Genomic DNA, 15,430 nt, shown 5'->3' with positions numbered 1-15,430 from the left:
GGGCCGCCCGTCGGCGCGTCCGGGCCGGGTATCTGCTCCGGCGGCGCGGACTCCTGCACGGTGCCACGCTGGATGCTGGCAGGCTGCTCGCCCGACTCCCCCACCGACCCGCCAGGTCGTGCGCCGTCCCGGGCGCACCGCCGACGAAGGACCCCCGACGATGTCCGACCCGTTCCCCCCGGCACCGCCGGCCACGTCCGGCTCGCGCTCGCACCGCGCGGTCGACTTCGACCCGGCCGTGCACGGCTTCCTGTTCCCGAACGCGTTCGTCGACGAGCTCCTCACGCTGCCGAACGGCACGACGATCACGACGTCGGGCCGGTGCGGCGGCATGTCGTACGCGGCTCTCGACTACTTCCTGTCGGGCCGCCCGGTGCCGCGCTGGGCCGCGGACCTCTACGCCCCGCTCCGCGTGCCGCCGGACGAGCACTGGCTCGCGCGGTACCTGCAGGAGCGGCAGGTGCAGTCGTTCTTCACGGGGTCGGCGACGAAGTTCGTCACGTGGACGCTGCACTCGGACGACGAGACGTGGGTGTTCAAGGGCGTGAGCCGCTGGACCAAGGAGGAGGAGGTCCCGCGGGTCGTCGCGTCGGTCGACGCGGGGCGTCCCGTGGTCCTGGGGCTCGTGGTCGCGCGGTCGCTCGGCAAGGTCGGCGACAACCACCAGGTCGTCGCGTACGGCTACGACGTGGACCGCGAGTCGGGCCGCACGGTGCTGCGGGTGTACGACCCGAACACCCCGGGCCGGGAGGTGCTGCTGGAGTCGGACGGCGACCAGCGGGACTGGACGGCGTCGAACGGGCGCCGGTGGCGCGGGTTCTTCGTGCAGGACTACACCCCGAAGGCCCCGCGGGTGCTGACGCGGCACGCGCCGTCGCGCGACCAGCAGGTGCGCACGGGCGACGTCGTGAAGCTGTCGCACGTGTGGACGGGCCGGACGCTGCACTCGCACGGGCTGGCGTACACGCACCCGGGCACGTCGGGGCAGCAGCAGGTGACGGCGTTCGACGGCTCGGACGACAACGACCTGTGGCGGCTCGCGGCGCCGCACGGCAACGCGGTCGGGGTGGGCGACGGGCACGCGCTGCGGCACGGCGACGTGCTGCGGCTGCGGCACGTCGAGACGAGCCGGCACCTGCACAGCCACCGCGGGTTCCCGTCGCCGGTGACGGGCCAGCAGGAGGTCACGACGTTCGGGCGGGGTGGCGCCGGGGACACGAACGACGACTGGCGCGTCGAGGTCGACGGCGGCGGGCGCTGGCGGGGAGGGTCGCGGGTGCGCCTGGTGCACGTCGCGACGGGGGTCGCGCTGCACTCGCACCGCGCGTCGGACCCGCAGCTCACGGCGGGTCAGCAGGAGGTCACGGGCTTCGCGGGCCGGGACGGGAACGACTGGTGGTCGCTGCTCGAGGTCCGCTGAACGACTAAATCCCGACTGGATGTCTCAGGATTCGGCTCGGGGCTCCTCGGCGTGCGGCGCGGCTGCCAGGGTGGGTGACCGCCCCTCGGAGGAGACCCGCGATGACCGGCCGCACGCTGCACCTCAACCTGTTCGTCTACCCCGGCGGGCACCACGAGGCCGCCTGGCGGTACCACGCGTCCGCGCCGGAACGCGTGCTCGACCTGTCGTACTACGTCGAGCTCGCACGGGCCGCGGAGGCCGCCCGGTTCGACGCCGTGTTCCTCGCCGACGGCCCGTCCCTCGCGGACGACATCGCCTACGCCACCCGGTTCCGCCTCGAGCCCCTCACGCTGCTGTCCGCGCTGGCGGCGAGCACCGAGCGCATCGGCCTCGTCGGCACGGCGTCGACGACCTACTCCGAGCCGTACAACCTGGCACGCCAGCTCGCCGGACTCGACCACGTGAGCCGCGGCCGCGCGGGCTGGAACATCGTGACGACCGGCGCGCCCGGCGCCGCGCACAACTTCGGCCTCGACGCGCACCCGACGCACGCCGACCGGTACGCGCGCGCCGACGAGTTCCTCGACGTCGTCACGGCGCTGTGGGACTCGTGGGAGGACGACGCCGTCGTCGGCGACCGCACCACCGGGCAGTACGCCGACACGTCGCGGATCCACCGCATCGACCACGTCGGCCCGTCGTTCTCCGTGCGCGGCCCCCTCAACACGCCCCGGACCCCGCAGGGCCGACCCGTCTACGTGCAGGCCGGCACGTCGGAGGACGGCCGCGCGTTCGCCGCCCGCTGGGCCGACGCCGTGTTCGCCGCGCACCAGTCGTTCGACGAGGCACAGGCGTACTACGCCGACGTGCGCCGACGTGCCGCCGCCGAGGGCCGCGACCCCGACCATGTCCTCGTGCTCCCCGGCATCAGCCCCTACCTGGGGTCGACCGAGGCCGAGGCGAAGGCCCTGCAGCGCGAGCTCGACGAGCTCACGCAGCCCGCCTACTCGATCGACCTGCTGCACCGGCTCGTCGGCGTGCTCGTCACCGAGGCCGAGCTCGACGAGCCGTTCCCGCTCGAGCGCGTCGCGGACCGCGGCGACGAGGCGGAGTCTTCGCGGTTCCGGCTCGTCCGCGACCTCGCCGAGCGCGAGCGCCTGACGTCCCGCCAGCTCCTGCACCGCCTCGCGGGGGCCCGCGGGCACCTGCTCGTCGCCGGGACGCCCGAGCAGGTCGCCGACCTGGTCGAGACGTGGTTCCGGCGCGGTGCGGCCGACGGGTTCAACATCATGCCGCCCTACCTGACCGGCGGGTTCACGGACTTCGCCGAGCAGGTCGTGCCGATCCTGCAGGCCCGCGGGCTGTTCCGCCGCGAGTACACGGGGACGACGCTGCGCGAGCACTACGGCCTGCCACGCCCGGCCTCGCAGTTCGCCGCCCGGCGGCTCTCCGCGTCCCGGTGAGGGCGACGACGTCGACCGGCGTCGCGCCGAGCGCTCCAGGGCGGACCTGTGCGCTCGACGCGACGTCGCCGTCTCGGCGCGGAGCCGTCAGCGCAGCGACGCCTCCACGCCGCCGGAGAAGGCCGAGTCGTGCAGGTCGATCGACGCGAGCGCGGTACCCGGCGGGACGTCGAACACGACGACGGCCTCGACGGCGTTGCCGGGGTTGATCTCCGACATCCAGGAGTCGGAGTTCTCCAGGTAGATCGCGGCCGTGGAGTCCGAGGAGAACTCCTGCCCGGCGTCGTTGCGCGCCTCCTGGTTGTCGCCGAAGAAGTACTGCGACTCGTCGCCGATGTTCGTCACGGACATCCGCACGAGGCAGTACTCGCCCTGCGCGGTCTGGTTGAGGAACTCGTCGCCGACCGTCGTGACGCCGCACTCGGTCCCATGGACGACGAACTCGAACTTCCCGTCCCGGACGGGCGTGCCGAGGGGGGCGAGGGCGGGCGCCTCCTCGACGGGGGCCACCTCCGGGCCCTCCTCGGGAGCCGTCTCCTGCGCGGGCTTCTCGGGGACGGCCGGCGCGGCGGGCTCGCTCGCTGCCTGCTCGGGCACGGCGGCCTCCTTGGCGTCGTCACCGCCGCCCGACGCGCCGATCGCGACGACGAGCACCGCGACACCGACACCGAGGCCGGTGAGCACCTTGTGCCGGGCAAACCAGCCCGGACGCTTGTCGTCGTCGACCCAGAGCTGCCAGCCCTCGGGCGCGGGACCCCAGCTCGGCTCCGGCTGCCAGCCGGGCGGGGGCGTCCATCCTGCGGGCGGTGCGGGCCAGTTCGGGGGCGGGTTGTAGCGGGGAGACATCGGGTTACCTCACAGATCGGGGAACGTGGTGCGCATGTTCTGACATAACGTGTGACATAACTCTGACGCCTTCCTCGCTCCGCCGGAGGGGACGAACGTCCTCCGGCGGCGGGCTGTCACCGCGCGAGCCACCCCCCGTCGACCGGGAGGACGACCCCGTGGACGTACTCGGCCGCGGGTGAGCACAGGAAGACGACCGCGCCCGCGACGTCGGCGGGGGCCGCCCACCGCCCGGCCGGGATGCGCGCGAGGATCTCCTCGCGCCGTGCCGGGTCCTGCCGCAGGTCGTCGGTGTTCGCGGTCGCGACGTAGCCGGGTGCGACCGCGTTGACGTGCACCCCGGACGACGCCCACTCGTTCGCCAGGGCCCTGGTCAGGCCCGCGAGCGCCGACTTCGACGCGGTGTAGCCGGGCACGGTGATGCCGCCCTGGAAGCTCAGCATCGACGCCACGTTGACGATCCGGCCCGAGCCGCGCGCGACCATCGTCCGGCCGACCTCCCGGGACAGCACGAACGCGGCGCGCAGGTTGACGTCGAGCACGTGGTCGAAGTCCTCGTCGGTGTGGGCGACGGCGGGCGTGCGGCGGATCGTGCCGCCGTTGTTGACGAGGATGTCGACGTCCAGGGCCGCGAGGTCGGCGGCGAGCGCGGTGACCTGCGCCCGGTCGGCGAGGTCGGCGCGGAGCGCCGTGAACGTGCGCCCGGCGGCCTCGACGGCGGTGCGCACGTCGCTGGCACCGGCGGGCAGGGAGTGGCTGACGCCGACGACGTCCGCGCCGGACCACGCGAGGGCCTCGGCGACGGCGAGCCCGATGCCGCGGCTCGCGCCGGTCACGACCGCGGTCCGGCCGGCCAGCCCGAACAGGCGGGCGGTGTACTCGGCCGCGGTGCTGGGTGCGGTCGTCATGGGCTGCTCTCCTCCGGTGCGCCGTGGGCGACCGGTCCGGTCAGCCCGTGTGACCGAGGGCCGCGGAGATCCGCTCCGCGGCCTCGACGGCCAGGGGGGCCATCGCCTCGATCTGGTCGATGCTGTGCTCGAGGGTCAGCGTCGAGATGCTGATCCCGTAGGTGACGGTGTGGGTGGTGTCGCGGATCGGTGCGGCGACGCACGCGACGCCGGGGACGTTCTCCTCCCGGTCGAGCGCGTACCCGAGCCGCCGGATCTCGGCGACCTCGGCCTGCAGCCCGGCGAGGGTCGTGATGGTGTTCGCCGTCCGGCGCGGCAGGCCCACCCGCTCCACGAACCGTTCGAGGCCCTGGTCGGTGAACCCGCCGAGGACGACCTTCCCGATCCCCGAGGTGTGCAGGGGGATCGCGAGGCCGACCCGGGACGGCATGAGGTACGGCTTGTCGGAGTCGGCGCGGACCAGGTAGACGATCTCGTCGCCGTTCTTCACCCCGACGTGGACGGTGCAGTGCGTCTTCTCGACGAGCTCGTCGACGAACGGCTGGACGATCGCGGTGATGTCGATGCGGGCCATGGCCCGGCCGGCGAGCGACAGGATCTTCGGCCCCGGCAGGTAGGTGCCGTCCGCGGCGAGCGCGACGAACTGCCGGTCGATGAGCGTCGCGAGGATCCGGTGGGTGGTGGCCTTCGCGAGCCCGGTGGCCTCGACGACGTCGGTGAACCGGCCGTGCGCCATCGCGGCCTCCAGGACGAGCAGCGTCTTCTCGCTCGCGCCCGGCGCGGTGTCGATCCGGACGGGCCGGCCGCCGGCCGTCGGGTCGGGTGCTGGCGTCGAGCCGGAGACCATGTCCGTCCACCTGTCGTGTCGTCGCGCCCTAGCGCAGGTCGGTGATGGGGTGCCCATCCATGTCGTCGAACGACTGATTCTCGCCTGCCATGGCCCAGATGAACCCGTAGCTCGCGGTGCCGACCCCGGAGTGCACGGACCAGCTCGGCGCGATGACGGCCTCACGGTCGGCGACGAGCAGGTGCCGGGTCTCGGTCGGCTCGCCGAGCAGGTGCACGACGCGGGCGTCGGCGGGCACGTCGACGTACAGGTAGACCTCCGTCCGTCGGTCGTGGGTGTGCGCGGGCATGGTGTTCCACATGCTGCCCGGGTGCAGGGTGGTCATGCCCATGACGACCTGGCAGCTGCGGACGCCGTCCTCGTGGATCACCTGCCGCAGGGTGCGGCGGTTCGACGTGAGCGGGTCGCCGAGCTCGCGGACCGTCCCGCCGTCGGGCCCGACGAGCGTCGTCGGGTGGGTGGTGTGGGCGGGCGCAGAGAACACGTAGAACGCGGCGGGTCCACCGGCACCGGCCGGGTCGGCGGACGCGAGGACGACGTCCTCGGCGCCGCGCCCCACGTACAGGAACGCGCCCCGGTCGACGGTGTGCGTCGTCCCGTCGACGGTGATCGTCCCGGGCCCGCCGACGTTGACGACGCCGGCCTCGCGGTGCTCGAAGAAGTGCGCGGACCGGATCTCGGGGAACGTCGGCAGGGCGAGCGGGCCGCGGGCGGGGACGACGCCGACGAGCACGACGCGGTCGTGGTGGGTGTAGACCGCGCGGACCTCGTCGTCGACGAAGAGGTCCTGCACGAGGAACCGCCGGCGCAGCGCGTCGGTGTCCATGCCGGGGACGTGCTCGGGACTGGTGGCGTACCGCAGGTCCATGGGTGCCTCTCGGTGGGCGTGGCGGTGGTCAGGTCGGGCTAGAGCAGCCCGAAGAGCCCGGGCAGCCACAGGGACAGCGCGGGGACGAACGTGACGAGGAACAGCACCGTGACGAGCGCGAGGAAGAACGGCATGAGGTGCCGGATGACGGGCTCGATGCGGACACCGGCGACCTGCGCCCCGACGAACAGCACGGGTGCCGACGGTGGCGAGATGATCGCGATGCAGAGGTTGAAGGTGAGCATGATGCCGAACTGCACGGGGTCGATCCCGTACTGCACGGCGACGGGCAGGAAGATCGGCGTGAAGATCAGCACGGCGGGCGTCGCGTCGAGCGGGATCCCGATGATCAGCAGGACGACCATCATGACGAGCAGCACGACGACCTTGCTGTCGGTCCACCCGAACAGGCCCTCGGCGATGAGCTGCGGCATCCGCGTGAAGCTCATGACGAACGACATGATCGACGAGACGCCGATGAGGAAGACGACGACGGAGCTGGTCCGGGCCGCGGAGAACAGGATGCGCGGCAGGTCCCGGAGCGAGATCGCCCGGTAGAGCAGCGCGAGCAGCAGCGAGTAGACGACCGCGACGACCGACCCCTCGGTGGGCGTGAAGAACCCGCCGACGATGCCGCCGATGACGACGAGCACGAGCGTGAGCGACGGCAGCGCCTGCACGAACACCCGCCCGAGCTCGGCCAGGCCGGCCCGGGTCGGCGCACGCAGCTCGGGGTGCTTGCGGGCGTACCACCAGACGACGGCCATGCACGCGACGCCCCAGAGGATCCCGGGCACGTACCCGGCGAGGAACAGCGCCCCGACGGACGTCCCGCCGCTCGCGAGCGCGTAGATGATCATGAGGTTGCTGGGCGGGATGAGCATGCCGCTGGGGGCGGAGGCCACGTTCGTCGCGGCGGTGAACCCCTTGTCATAGCCCTCGCGGGCCTGCATCGGGGCCATCGTCGTGCCGACGGCGGCTGCCGCGGCGATCGCGGACCCGCTGATGGCGCCGAACAGCATGTTCGCGAGGACGTTGGTCTGCGCGAGCGGTGCGGGGGTCCGGCCGACGAGGACCTTCGCGAGGTTGATGAGGCGTGTCGCGATGCCGCCGTTGTTCATGATCCCGCCGGCGAGGATGAAGAACGGGATCGCGAGCAGCGCGAACGAGTTGACGCCGTTGAACATGCGCTGCGCGGACGTCGCGGCGCCGTCCTCGAGCCCCATGACGAGGACCAGCGAGACGGCCGACGGCAGGCCGATGCTGATGCTGATGGGCGCACCGATGGCCATGAGCACGGCCATCCCGCCGAACAGCACGACGGTCACGAGCCCGACCTCGGTCACAGCTCGACCCCTTCCTCGGGTGCGGTGTGCTCGGCCCCGGCGTACCCGCGGGAGAGGGTCAGCACGAGGTGGTAGAGCAGGTAGAACGTGAAGAGCACGCCCGCGACGGGCACCGCGAGGTAGAGCACGCCCGCCGACACGGGGAGCACCGGGTTGGCCTGGTCCCACGTCTGGTGGGCGTTGGTCCACCCGCCCCAGACCATGACGACCACGGCGAACGTCAGGGTGCCGAGGTACGCGACGACCTCGAGCACCCGCTGCGCACCGAGCGGCGCCTTCTGCACGAAGTAGTCGATGGCGACGTCGGCCTTCTCCCCGGTGGCGATCGAGACGCCGACGAGGCTGAGCCAGACGAACACGTACCGCGCGGCCTCCTCGGACCAGACGCTCGGCGCCGACAGGACGAGGCGCGTGAACACCTGCCAGGTGACGAGCAGGACGAGCAGCGCGAACAGCGACACGCAGACGGCGACGAGGACGGAGTCCAGCACGGTCTTGAACCGGGTGAGCACGGCGTGCTCGGAGGGGGGTGGTGCGCCGTCGTCGGGCGGCGGCGGTCCGGGGGACGTCATGGGGCAGACCTCACGCGAGTCGGGTCGGGAGGGGGCGGGACGGTCAGGACGCCGTCACTCGGCGGCGGCGCGGACCTTGGCGTGGATCTCCCGGATGACGTCGTTGTCGAGCTTCGCCTCGGTGAGCGGGCGGATGACGTCGGCGAACGCGTCGGCGTCGACCTCGTTGAACGTCGCGCCGGCCTCGACGGCCATCTCCTTGGCGGTCTCGATCTCGGTCTTCCAGATCTCGCCCTCCTCCTCGACGGCGGCCGCGAGCTCCTCCGCGAAGATCTCCTGCACGTCCGGCGGCAGCGCGTCCATGACGGCGGGGTTGGTGATGAGGTAGTCGGGCAGCATGAGGTGCCGCGTGTAGCTGTAGTAGGGCGCGACCTCGGAGTGCTTGACGTTGGCGTAGGTCAGCTCGTTGTTCTCGGCGGCGTCGATGACGCCCGACTGGATCGCCGTGTAGACCTCGCCCATGCCCATGGGCGTCCCGGTGCCGCCCATGAGGCGGATCATCTCGATGTTCGTGTCGGACTCGATGACACGGACCTTCATGCCCGCGAGGTCCGCGGGCGTCTCGATGGGCTTCTCCGCGTTGTACATCGAGCGGACGCCGCCGTGGAACGACGCGAGGACGTGCAGGTCCTGGTCGTCGAGCGACGCGTAGAGCTCGGAGACGATCTCCGGGTCGTTCGTCGTCTCGCGCTGGTGGTCCTGCGAGTCGAACGTGAACGGCAGGTTGAAGACGACGAAGTCGGGGTTGAAGTTCTCCAGCAGCGGGCTCGCAACCATGGAGAACTCGATGGCCCCGGACTGGACGAGCTCGATGGTCTCCTTCTGCGCGCCGAGGGTCTCGTTGGGGAAGATCTCCAGGTCGTAGGCGCCGTCGGTGCGCTCCTTGATCCGGTCGCCCATGGCGTCGAGCGCGCGGTACTGCGGGTGGTTGGGCTGCTGGTTGAACGCGACCTTGAAGACGGTCGTGGCGGCTGCGCCGGTGTCGCCGCCGCTGTCGGCGGTGCCGGTCGACGAGCCGGTGGGGGTGCCGCTGCAGGCGGTGAGGCCCAGCGCGGCCGTGAGGGTCAGCGCGGTGACGGAAACGACGGTGTTTCGCCTCATGGGGTGCTCCTCGGTGCGGCCCACGCGGGCGTGGGCGCTCGGGCGCTCGGCGGTGAGCGCGGGGGACGTGGCCCGGTGGTGCCGTCCGGGCGGGTTCTTGCGGGAGTCAGGACGCCGATGTCAGACTTCTATGGAACTCGGTTCCATGGAGCGGAACGGTAACGCGACGGCGCGGACCGGTCAACACCCCACGAACCGGACGGGCAAGCCCTTCCCAGCCGCACGCACCGACCCGGAGGACGCATGACGACCCAGGACCTGTTCGTCTCCGCCTACATCACCGCCCCCACCGACCCGGCGGCCGAGGACGCGTTCTACGACGCCGTCGCCGGCCTCGACCTCGGCGGGCTCGAGTTCGCCCTCTCCCCCGCGGGCGCCCGCACCCTCGACCCGGACTGGATCGACGCGCACGTCCCCGCCCACTGGGACCTCGTCGTCACGCTCGTCCCGACGATGACCGTGCGCCGCGCCGACCAGCCCGCCTACGGCCTCGCGTCCGCCGACGACGGCGCCCGCGACCGGGCCCTCGACGACGTCGCGCGCGCCCGCGACCTCGCGCGCGCCCTCGCCGACCGGCACGGACGCCGGCGCGTCGCCGCGATCGAGGTGCACACCGCCCCCGGCCCGCTCCTGGGCACCACCGCCGCGTTCGCGCGCTCCCTGGACGAGCTCCTCGGCTGGGACCTCGCCGGTGCCGAGGTGCTCGTCGAGCACTGCGACGCCCACGTCCCCGGGCAGGCGCCCGCCAAGGGCTTCTTCACGCTCGACGAGGAGATCGCGGTCGTGCGGTCGTTCGACCTGCCCCCCGAGCGGCTGGGCCTCAGCGTCAACTGGGGACGCTCCGCGATCGAGGGCCGTGACCCCGCGACCGCCGTCGACCACACCCGCACCGCCGCCGCGACCGGTCTCCTGCGCGCGCTCGTCCTGTCCGGCGCGACCGACGCCGACACCGCCTGGGGACCCGCGTGGGGCGACATGCACATCCCGCCACGCGGCGACGCGCCCGCCCTCGCCGCGTCCGCCGCGTCGCTGCTCGGACCCGACGAGATCGCCGCGACCCTCGCCGCCGCGGGCGACGTCCCGCGCGTCGGCCTCAAGTGGGCCGCACGACCCGCCGACGCCGACGTCGCCGCCCGTCTCGCGATCGTCACCGCGACCGTCGAGCAGGTCGTCGCCGCCCGCGGCGCCCTCGCCGCGACCCGCTGACCGCGCCCCGCACGCCCGACCCTGGCCGCTGATCCCGGACGCACGACGACCCCGGTCCGTGGTGGACCGGGGTCGTCGTGTCGAGCCGTGCTGCGGGTCAGGCGGGGGCGAGCCCCGTGCCCGAGTCGCCGTGGCCACCGACCGTCGGGGCGGCCGGCACGTCCTGGCCGGAGCCGGGCGTCCCGACGCTCGCGCCGACCGGCACCGGGTCCTTGCGCAGGCCCTTCGCGACACCGCGGAAGATGAACTCCCCGAGGAGCCCCTCGCCCTCGGCGTCGACGACGACCAGCTGGCCGGACTTGAGGTCGCCGAACAGGATCTTCTCGGACAGCGCGTCCTCGATGTCCCGCTGGATGGCGCGGCGCAGCGGCCGGGCACCCAGGACCGGGTCGTACCCCTTCTCCGACAGCAGCTTCTTGGCCGCGGGCGTGACCTCGATGGCCATGTCCTTGTCCCGCAGGCGCTTGTCGAGCTTGGCGATCATCAGGTCGACGATCGCGAAGATCTCCGGCTGGGACAGCTGCGGGAACACGACCACGTCGTCGACGCGGTTGAGGAACTCGGGACGGAAGTGCGTCTTGAGCTCGTCGTTGACCTTGGCCTTCATCCGCTCGTAGGACGTCGACAGGTCGCCGCCGGCCTGGAAGCCGGTCTGCAGGCCCTTGGCGATGTCCCGCGTGCCGAGGTTGGTGGTCATGATGATGACGGTGTTCTTGAAGTCGACCACCCGGCCCTGCGAGTCGGTCAGGCGACCGTCCTCGAGGATCTGCAGCAGCGAGTTGAAGATGTCCGCGTGCGCCTTCTCGACCTCGTCGAACAGGACGACGGAGAACGGACGACGACGCACCTTCTCGGTGAGCTGACCGCCCTCGTCGTACCCGACGTACCCGGGGGGCGAGCCGAACAGCCGCGAGACGGTGTGCTTCTCCGAGAACTCGGACATGTCGAGCTGGATCAGCGCGTCCTCGTCACCGAACAGGAACTCCGCGAGCGCCTTGGCGAGCTCCGTCTTCCCGACGCCCGTGGGGCCCGCGAAGATGAACGACCCACCGGGACGCTTCGGGTCCTTGAGCCCGGCGCGCGTGCGGCGGATGGCCTGCGACAGCGCCTTGATGGCGGCGTCCTGGCCGACGACCCGCTTGTGCAGCTCGTCCTCCATGCGCAGCAGGCGGCTCGACTCCTCCTCGGTGAGCTTGAACACCGGGATGCCCGTGGCGTTCGCCAGCACCTCGGCGATGAGCTCCTCGTCGACCTCCGCGACGGCGTCGAGGTCGCCGGACTTCCAGGCCTTCTCCTTCTCCTGGCGCTTGAGGCCGAGCTGCTTCTCGGCGTCGCGCAGGCGTGCGGCCTTCTCGAAGTCCTGCTCGTCGATCGCCGACTCCTTGTCGCGGCGCGTCTCGGCGATCTGCTCGTCGAGCTCGCGCAGCTCCGGCGGAGCCGTCATGCGGCGGATGCGCAGGCGCGCGCCGGCCTCGTCGACCAGGTCGATCGCTTTGTCCGGCAGGTACCGGTCGTTGACGTACCGGTCGGCCAGCGTCGCGGCGGCCACCAGTGCGGCGTCCGTGATGGACACGCGGTGGTGCGCCTCGTAGCGGTCGCGCAGACCCTTGAGGATCTCGATCGCGTGCTGCAGGTTCGGCTCGGAGACCTGGATCGGCTGGAAGCGGCGCTCCAGGGCCGGGTCCTTCTCGACGTACTTGCGGTACTCGTCGAGCGTCGTCGCGCCGATGGTCTGCAGCTCGCCGCGGGCCAGCATGGGCTTGAGGATCGACGCGGCGTCGATCGCACCCTCGGCGGCACCCGCACCGACGAGCGTGTGGATCTCGTCGATGAACAGGATGATGTCGCCGCGCGTGCGGATCTCCTTGAGGACCTTCTTCAGGCGCTCCTCGAAGTCACCGCGGTAGCGGCTGCCGGCCACGAGCGCGCCCAGGTCCAGCGTGTAGAGCTGCTTGTCCTTGAGCGTCTCCGGCACGTCGCCGCGGACGATGTCCTGCGCGAGGCCCTCGACGACGGCGGTCTTGCCGACGCCGGGCTCACCGATGAGGACCGGGTTGTTCTTGGTGCGGCGGGACAGCACCTGCATGACCCGCTCGATCTCCTTCTCGCGCCCGATGACCGGGTCGAGCTTGCCGTCACGCGCCGCCTGCGTGAGGTTGCGACCGAACTGGTCCAGCACGGCCGAGCCGGAGGGCTGGCCCTCCTGCGGTCCGCCGGCGGCCACGGGCTCCTTGCCCTGGTAGCCGGAGACCAGCTGGATGACCTGCTGGCGGACGCGGTTGAGGTCCGCGCCGAGCTTGTTGAGGACCTGGGCGGCGACGCCCTCGCCCTCGCGGATCAGGCCGAGCAGGATGTGCTCGGTGCCGATGTAGTTGTGGCCGAGCTGCAGCGCCTCGCGCAGCGACAGCTCGAGGACCTTCTTGGCGCGCGGCGTGAACGGGATGTGACCCGACGGGGCCTGCTGGCCCTCGCCGATGATCTCCTGCACCTGGGCGCGGACGGCCTCCAGGGAGATGCCGAGCGACTCCAGGGCCTTGGCCGCGACACCCTCACCCTCGTGGATGAGTCCCAGGAGGATGTGCTCGGTGCCGATGTAGTTGTGGTTCAGCATCCGCGCCTCTTCCTGGGCGAGGACGACGACGCGGCGGGCTCGGTCCGTGAATCTCTCGAACATGTGCACTCCTCACGAGCGACGTGCTCATCGGGTACCCGGGGCGGCGGCCGGTGGGCGACGACGAGCGGCGTTGTTCGATGCTAACCGCGGCATGTAGCCCCCACTGCCCGTGTTCGCCGCAGGCGTGAAAGGCCACCCGCGCGGTCCCCGGCGGCCCGCGGGGCATGGACGGCCGTCCGGGCCGGTGTGGACGGGACCTGGCCGACCGCGCGGCGGCGCCCCTACGGTCGGTCCCGCCAGCTCGGGGGGAAATGGCACGATTCGCGGCGTTCCGTGCGTCGCGTCGTCCCCCGCGTACCGGCGAGACGCTCAGGGGGAACGGATGTCACGCAGACCAGACCGGGTGCGCGCACGCGCACGCGTCGGGGCCGCCGTCGGTGTGCTCGGGCTGACGACGGCGCTCGTCGTCACGGCCGTCGCCACACCGGCGAGCGCGACCTACTACTCGGGCGGCATGCCGACCCGCTCGTTCAACGTCAAGCCGTCGGGCATCAACGACACGTGGGTCGGGTTCCTCGACACGTCGCGCGCCAACTGGAACGGGTCGGGCGCCGGCACCAGCATCGGCCGCTCGTCGAGCGCCGCCGCGGTGTTCACCGCGGGCCGGTACTCGGCCAGCTGGTACGGCCTCTACACGCCGCACGGCATCCGCGGGATCAACCGCACGTTCACCATCCAGGTCAACGCGCGGACCCTCGAGGCCGACTCCGGGTCCAACTTCACCAAGTGGATCCTCAGCACCAGCACGCACGAGCTGGGCCACGCGCTCAGCCTCGCGGACAACCCGAGCACGTCGTCGAGCTCCCTCATGAAGCACTCCCGGAACCGGACGACGCTGCAGAAGCCCACGTCGTACGACGTCAGCGAAGTGCAGAGGATCTACTGATGAGGGCCACCCGGAACCCCGCCCGGCGGACCGCCGCCGCCGCCCTCGCCGTCGTCGCCGGTGCGGCGCTCGCGGCCTGCGCCCCGACCTCGTCGGGCTCCGCGTCCGCCGAGGTCGTCGAGTACGTCGCCGACTACCCGTCGTACGAGTCCGAGGCCGCGCTCGTGCAGGCGTCCGACGTCGTCGTGCGCGGGATCGTCATCGCCACGCGCGTCGAGCAGCTCCTGCCCGAGGTGTCGACCGGCGGCGACCCCGTGAGCAACCCGCAGGCCGGGCTCGACCCCGCCGCCGCGGCCCAGGTCCTGCCCGTCGTCGTCACCGTCGCGACCGTCGAGGTCGAGCAGGTCCTCAAGGGCGACGTCGCCGTCGGGTCGCAGGTCGAGGTCAGCCAGCTCGGCGGCCGGCACGGCGGGAAGGTCTACGTCGACGAGGAGACCGTGCCCCTGCAGGTGGGCGGCACCGACTACGTGCTGCTGCTCGCGGACCACGGCGCCGACGTCCCGCTCGACCTGGTGAACCCGCAGCAGGCGCTCTACACGGTGTCGCCGACCGCGGGGCTGCAGCCGGCGAGCACCGTCCCCGGGGTCGCGATCCCGACCACGCTGGAGCGGATCGAGGCGCTGGCCGCGCAGTAGCGCGGAGCGACCGCGTGCCGGCCACGGCCGGCGGGCGGCAGGAGCAGGACCGGCGACGTCCGGGCGGCAGGGGGCCGTCCGGACGTCGCCCTGTCCGGCCCCGGCGGCCCCGCAACCCCGGGCGTCAGGACAGCCCGAGCGCCGCCAGCGTGGCCGGGTCGAGCGGCACCGGGTTGTCCGTCGTCGGGACCGCACTGCCGTCCTCGACCGTGAAGTACCCCTGCGTGGTGTTGACCAGGTACGCCCGCCCGTCGTCGCCCGCGGCGAGCAGCAGGACGTACTCGCCGCCGACCGCGAGCCCGACGGGCGACTCCGGCCCGCTGCCCGGCGTCGTGTAGGCGACCTCCAGGGTCGACCCCGGGGCGACGTCCCCCGCGGCCGTCGCGGCGACGTCGACCGACGCGACGGTCTGCTCGTATCCCTGCGACGAGTCCGCCTCGGTCCCGGTGATCGTCCCGCGGACCACGAGGTCCGCAGCCGCCTCGAGCTCGGCCGTCGTCCCGTAGAACGGCTCGTCCGCCGCGAGGCCTCCCCCGCCCGCGCCGGTCCCGCCGTCGCCGAGCATCGGGACGACGACCGCGGCACCCACCGCGACGACGCCGACGGCCAGCGCCGCGACGCCCACGAGCAGCCCGGTGCGGCGGGGCGTCGGCCGGCGCGGGCCGGACCCCGGCGG

General features: G+C 72.5%; 14 protein-coding genes. 5 read left to right on the top strand and 9 right to left on the bottom strand.

Going from position 1 to position 15,430, the window contains the following annotated elements; genetic code table 11:
* Positions 1–160 precede the first annotated feature (160 nt).
* Both CBZ_RS14700 and CBZ_RS14695 read left to right on the top strand, forming a co-directional pair.
* Positions 161–1,420, top strand: coding sequence for an MIR domain-containing protein (locus CBZ_RS14700; protein ID WP_130782264.1), 1,260 nt, complete (start codon positions 161–163; stop codon positions 1,418–1,420).
* Between the two features lie 101 nt (positions 1,421–1,521).
* Positions 1,522–2,865 (top strand): LLM class flavin-dependent oxidoreductase, encoded by a 1,344-nt coding sequence (locus tag CBZ_RS14695; protein WP_130782263.1) that lies wholly within the window; start codon positions 1,522–1,524, stop codon positions 2,863–2,865.
* Positions 2,866–2,952: 87 nt separating this feature from the next.
* Here CBZ_RS14695 and CBZ_RS14690 read toward each other — a convergent pair whose 3' ends face one another.
* The 7 genes from CBZ_RS14690 to CBZ_RS14660 form a co-directional block, all read right to left on the bottom strand.
* Positions 2,953–3,711 (bottom strand): DUF4352 domain-containing protein, encoded by a 759-nt coding sequence (locus tag CBZ_RS14690; protein WP_130782262.1) that lies wholly within the window; start codon positions 3,709–3,711, stop codon positions 2,953–2,955.
* A 116-nt stretch (positions 3,712–3,827) separates the two neighbouring features.
* A complete protein-coding gene (locus CBZ_RS14685) occupies positions 3,828–4,619 on the bottom strand; it encodes an SDR family oxidoreductase (protein ID WP_130782261.1) in 792 nt (263 codons plus the stop codon).
* 40 nt (positions 4,620–4,659) lie between these two features.
* Complete coding sequence (locus CBZ_RS14680; protein ID WP_130782260.1) at positions 4,660–5,466, bottom strand: IclR family transcriptional regulator; 807 nt, start codon at positions 5,464–5,466, stop codon at positions 4,660–4,662.
* Positions 5,467–5,494: 28 nt separating this feature from the next.
* The gene (gene kduI / locus CBZ_RS14675; protein WP_130782259.1) at positions 5,495–6,334 is read right to left on the bottom strand and encodes a 5-dehydro-4-deoxy-D-glucuronate isomerase; all 840 of its coding nucleotides are present in this window, start codon (positions 6,332–6,334) and stop codon (positions 5,495–5,497) included.
* A gap of 38 nt (positions 6,335–6,372) precedes the next feature.
* Complete coding sequence (locus CBZ_RS14670; protein ID WP_130782258.1) at positions 6,373–7,680, bottom strand: TRAP transporter large permease; 1,308 nt, start codon at positions 7,678–7,680, stop codon at positions 6,373–6,375.
* Positions 7,677–8,252 (bottom strand): TRAP transporter small permease, encoded by a 576-nt coding sequence (locus CBZ_RS14665; RefSeq protein WP_130782257.1) that lies wholly within the window; start codon positions 8,250–8,252, stop codon positions 7,677–7,679. The genes CBZ_RS14670 and CBZ_RS14665 overlap by 4 nt, the downstream gene beginning before the upstream one ends.
* 54 nt (positions 8,253–8,306) lie before the next feature.
* Positions 8,307–9,353 carry a TRAP transporter substrate-binding protein gene (locus CBZ_RS14660; RefSeq protein ID WP_130782256.1) on the bottom strand — a complete coding sequence of 349 codons (1,047 nt, stop codon included), beginning with the start codon at positions 9,351–9,353 and terminating at the stop codon, positions 8,307–8,309.
* Between the two features lie 243 nt (positions 9,354–9,596).
* Between CBZ_RS14660 and CBZ_RS14655 the strand changes: the two genes are divergently transcribed.
* Entirely contained in the window at positions 9,597–10,559 is a 963-nt protein-coding gene (locus CBZ_RS14655) for a DUF4862 family protein (RefSeq protein WP_130782255.1), read from the top strand.
* Positions 10,560–10,656: 97 nt separating this feature from the next.
* Here CBZ_RS14655 and CBZ_RS14650 read toward each other — a convergent pair whose 3' ends face one another.
* Positions 10,657–13,233 (bottom strand): ATP-dependent Clp protease ATP-binding subunit, encoded by a 2,577-nt coding sequence (locus tag CBZ_RS14650; protein WP_130782254.1) that lies wholly within the window; start codon positions 13,231–13,233, stop codon positions 10,657–10,659.
* A 343-nt stretch (positions 13,234–13,576) separates the two neighbouring features.
* Between CBZ_RS14650 and CBZ_RS14645 the strand changes: the two genes are divergently transcribed.
* Both CBZ_RS14645 and CBZ_RS14640 read left to right on the top strand, forming a co-directional pair.
* On the top strand, positions 13,577–14,119 hold the full coding sequence (locus tag CBZ_RS14645; RefSeq protein WP_246013420.1) for a zinc metalloprotease: 543 nt from the start codon (positions 13,577–13,579) through the stop codon (positions 14,117–14,119).
* Positions 14,119–14,754: a hypothetical protein gene (locus CBZ_RS14640; RefSeq protein WP_130782253.1), complete on the top strand. Its 636-nt coding sequence runs from the start codon at positions 14,119–14,121 to the stop codon at positions 14,752–14,754. The genes CBZ_RS14645 and CBZ_RS14640 overlap by 1 nt, the downstream gene beginning before the upstream one ends.
* 124 nt (positions 14,755–14,878) lie before the next feature.
* On the opposite strand, the gene CBZ_RS21000 is transcribed toward CBZ_RS14640, so the two are convergent.
* On the bottom strand, positions 14,879–15,430 hold a 552-nt coding region (locus CBZ_RS21000; protein ID WP_165446792.1), incomplete at its 5' end, for a hypothetical protein.

Origin of the sequence: Cellulomonas biazotea (assembly GCF_004306155.1) — a bacterium.
GTDB classification, from domain to species: Bacteria; Actinomycetota; Actinomycetes; order Actinomycetales; family Cellulomonadaceae; genus Cellulomonas; species Cellulomonas biazotea.
Note: the sequence above shows the minus strand (reverse complement) of the source record. Positions and strands in the feature narration are given on the sequence as shown.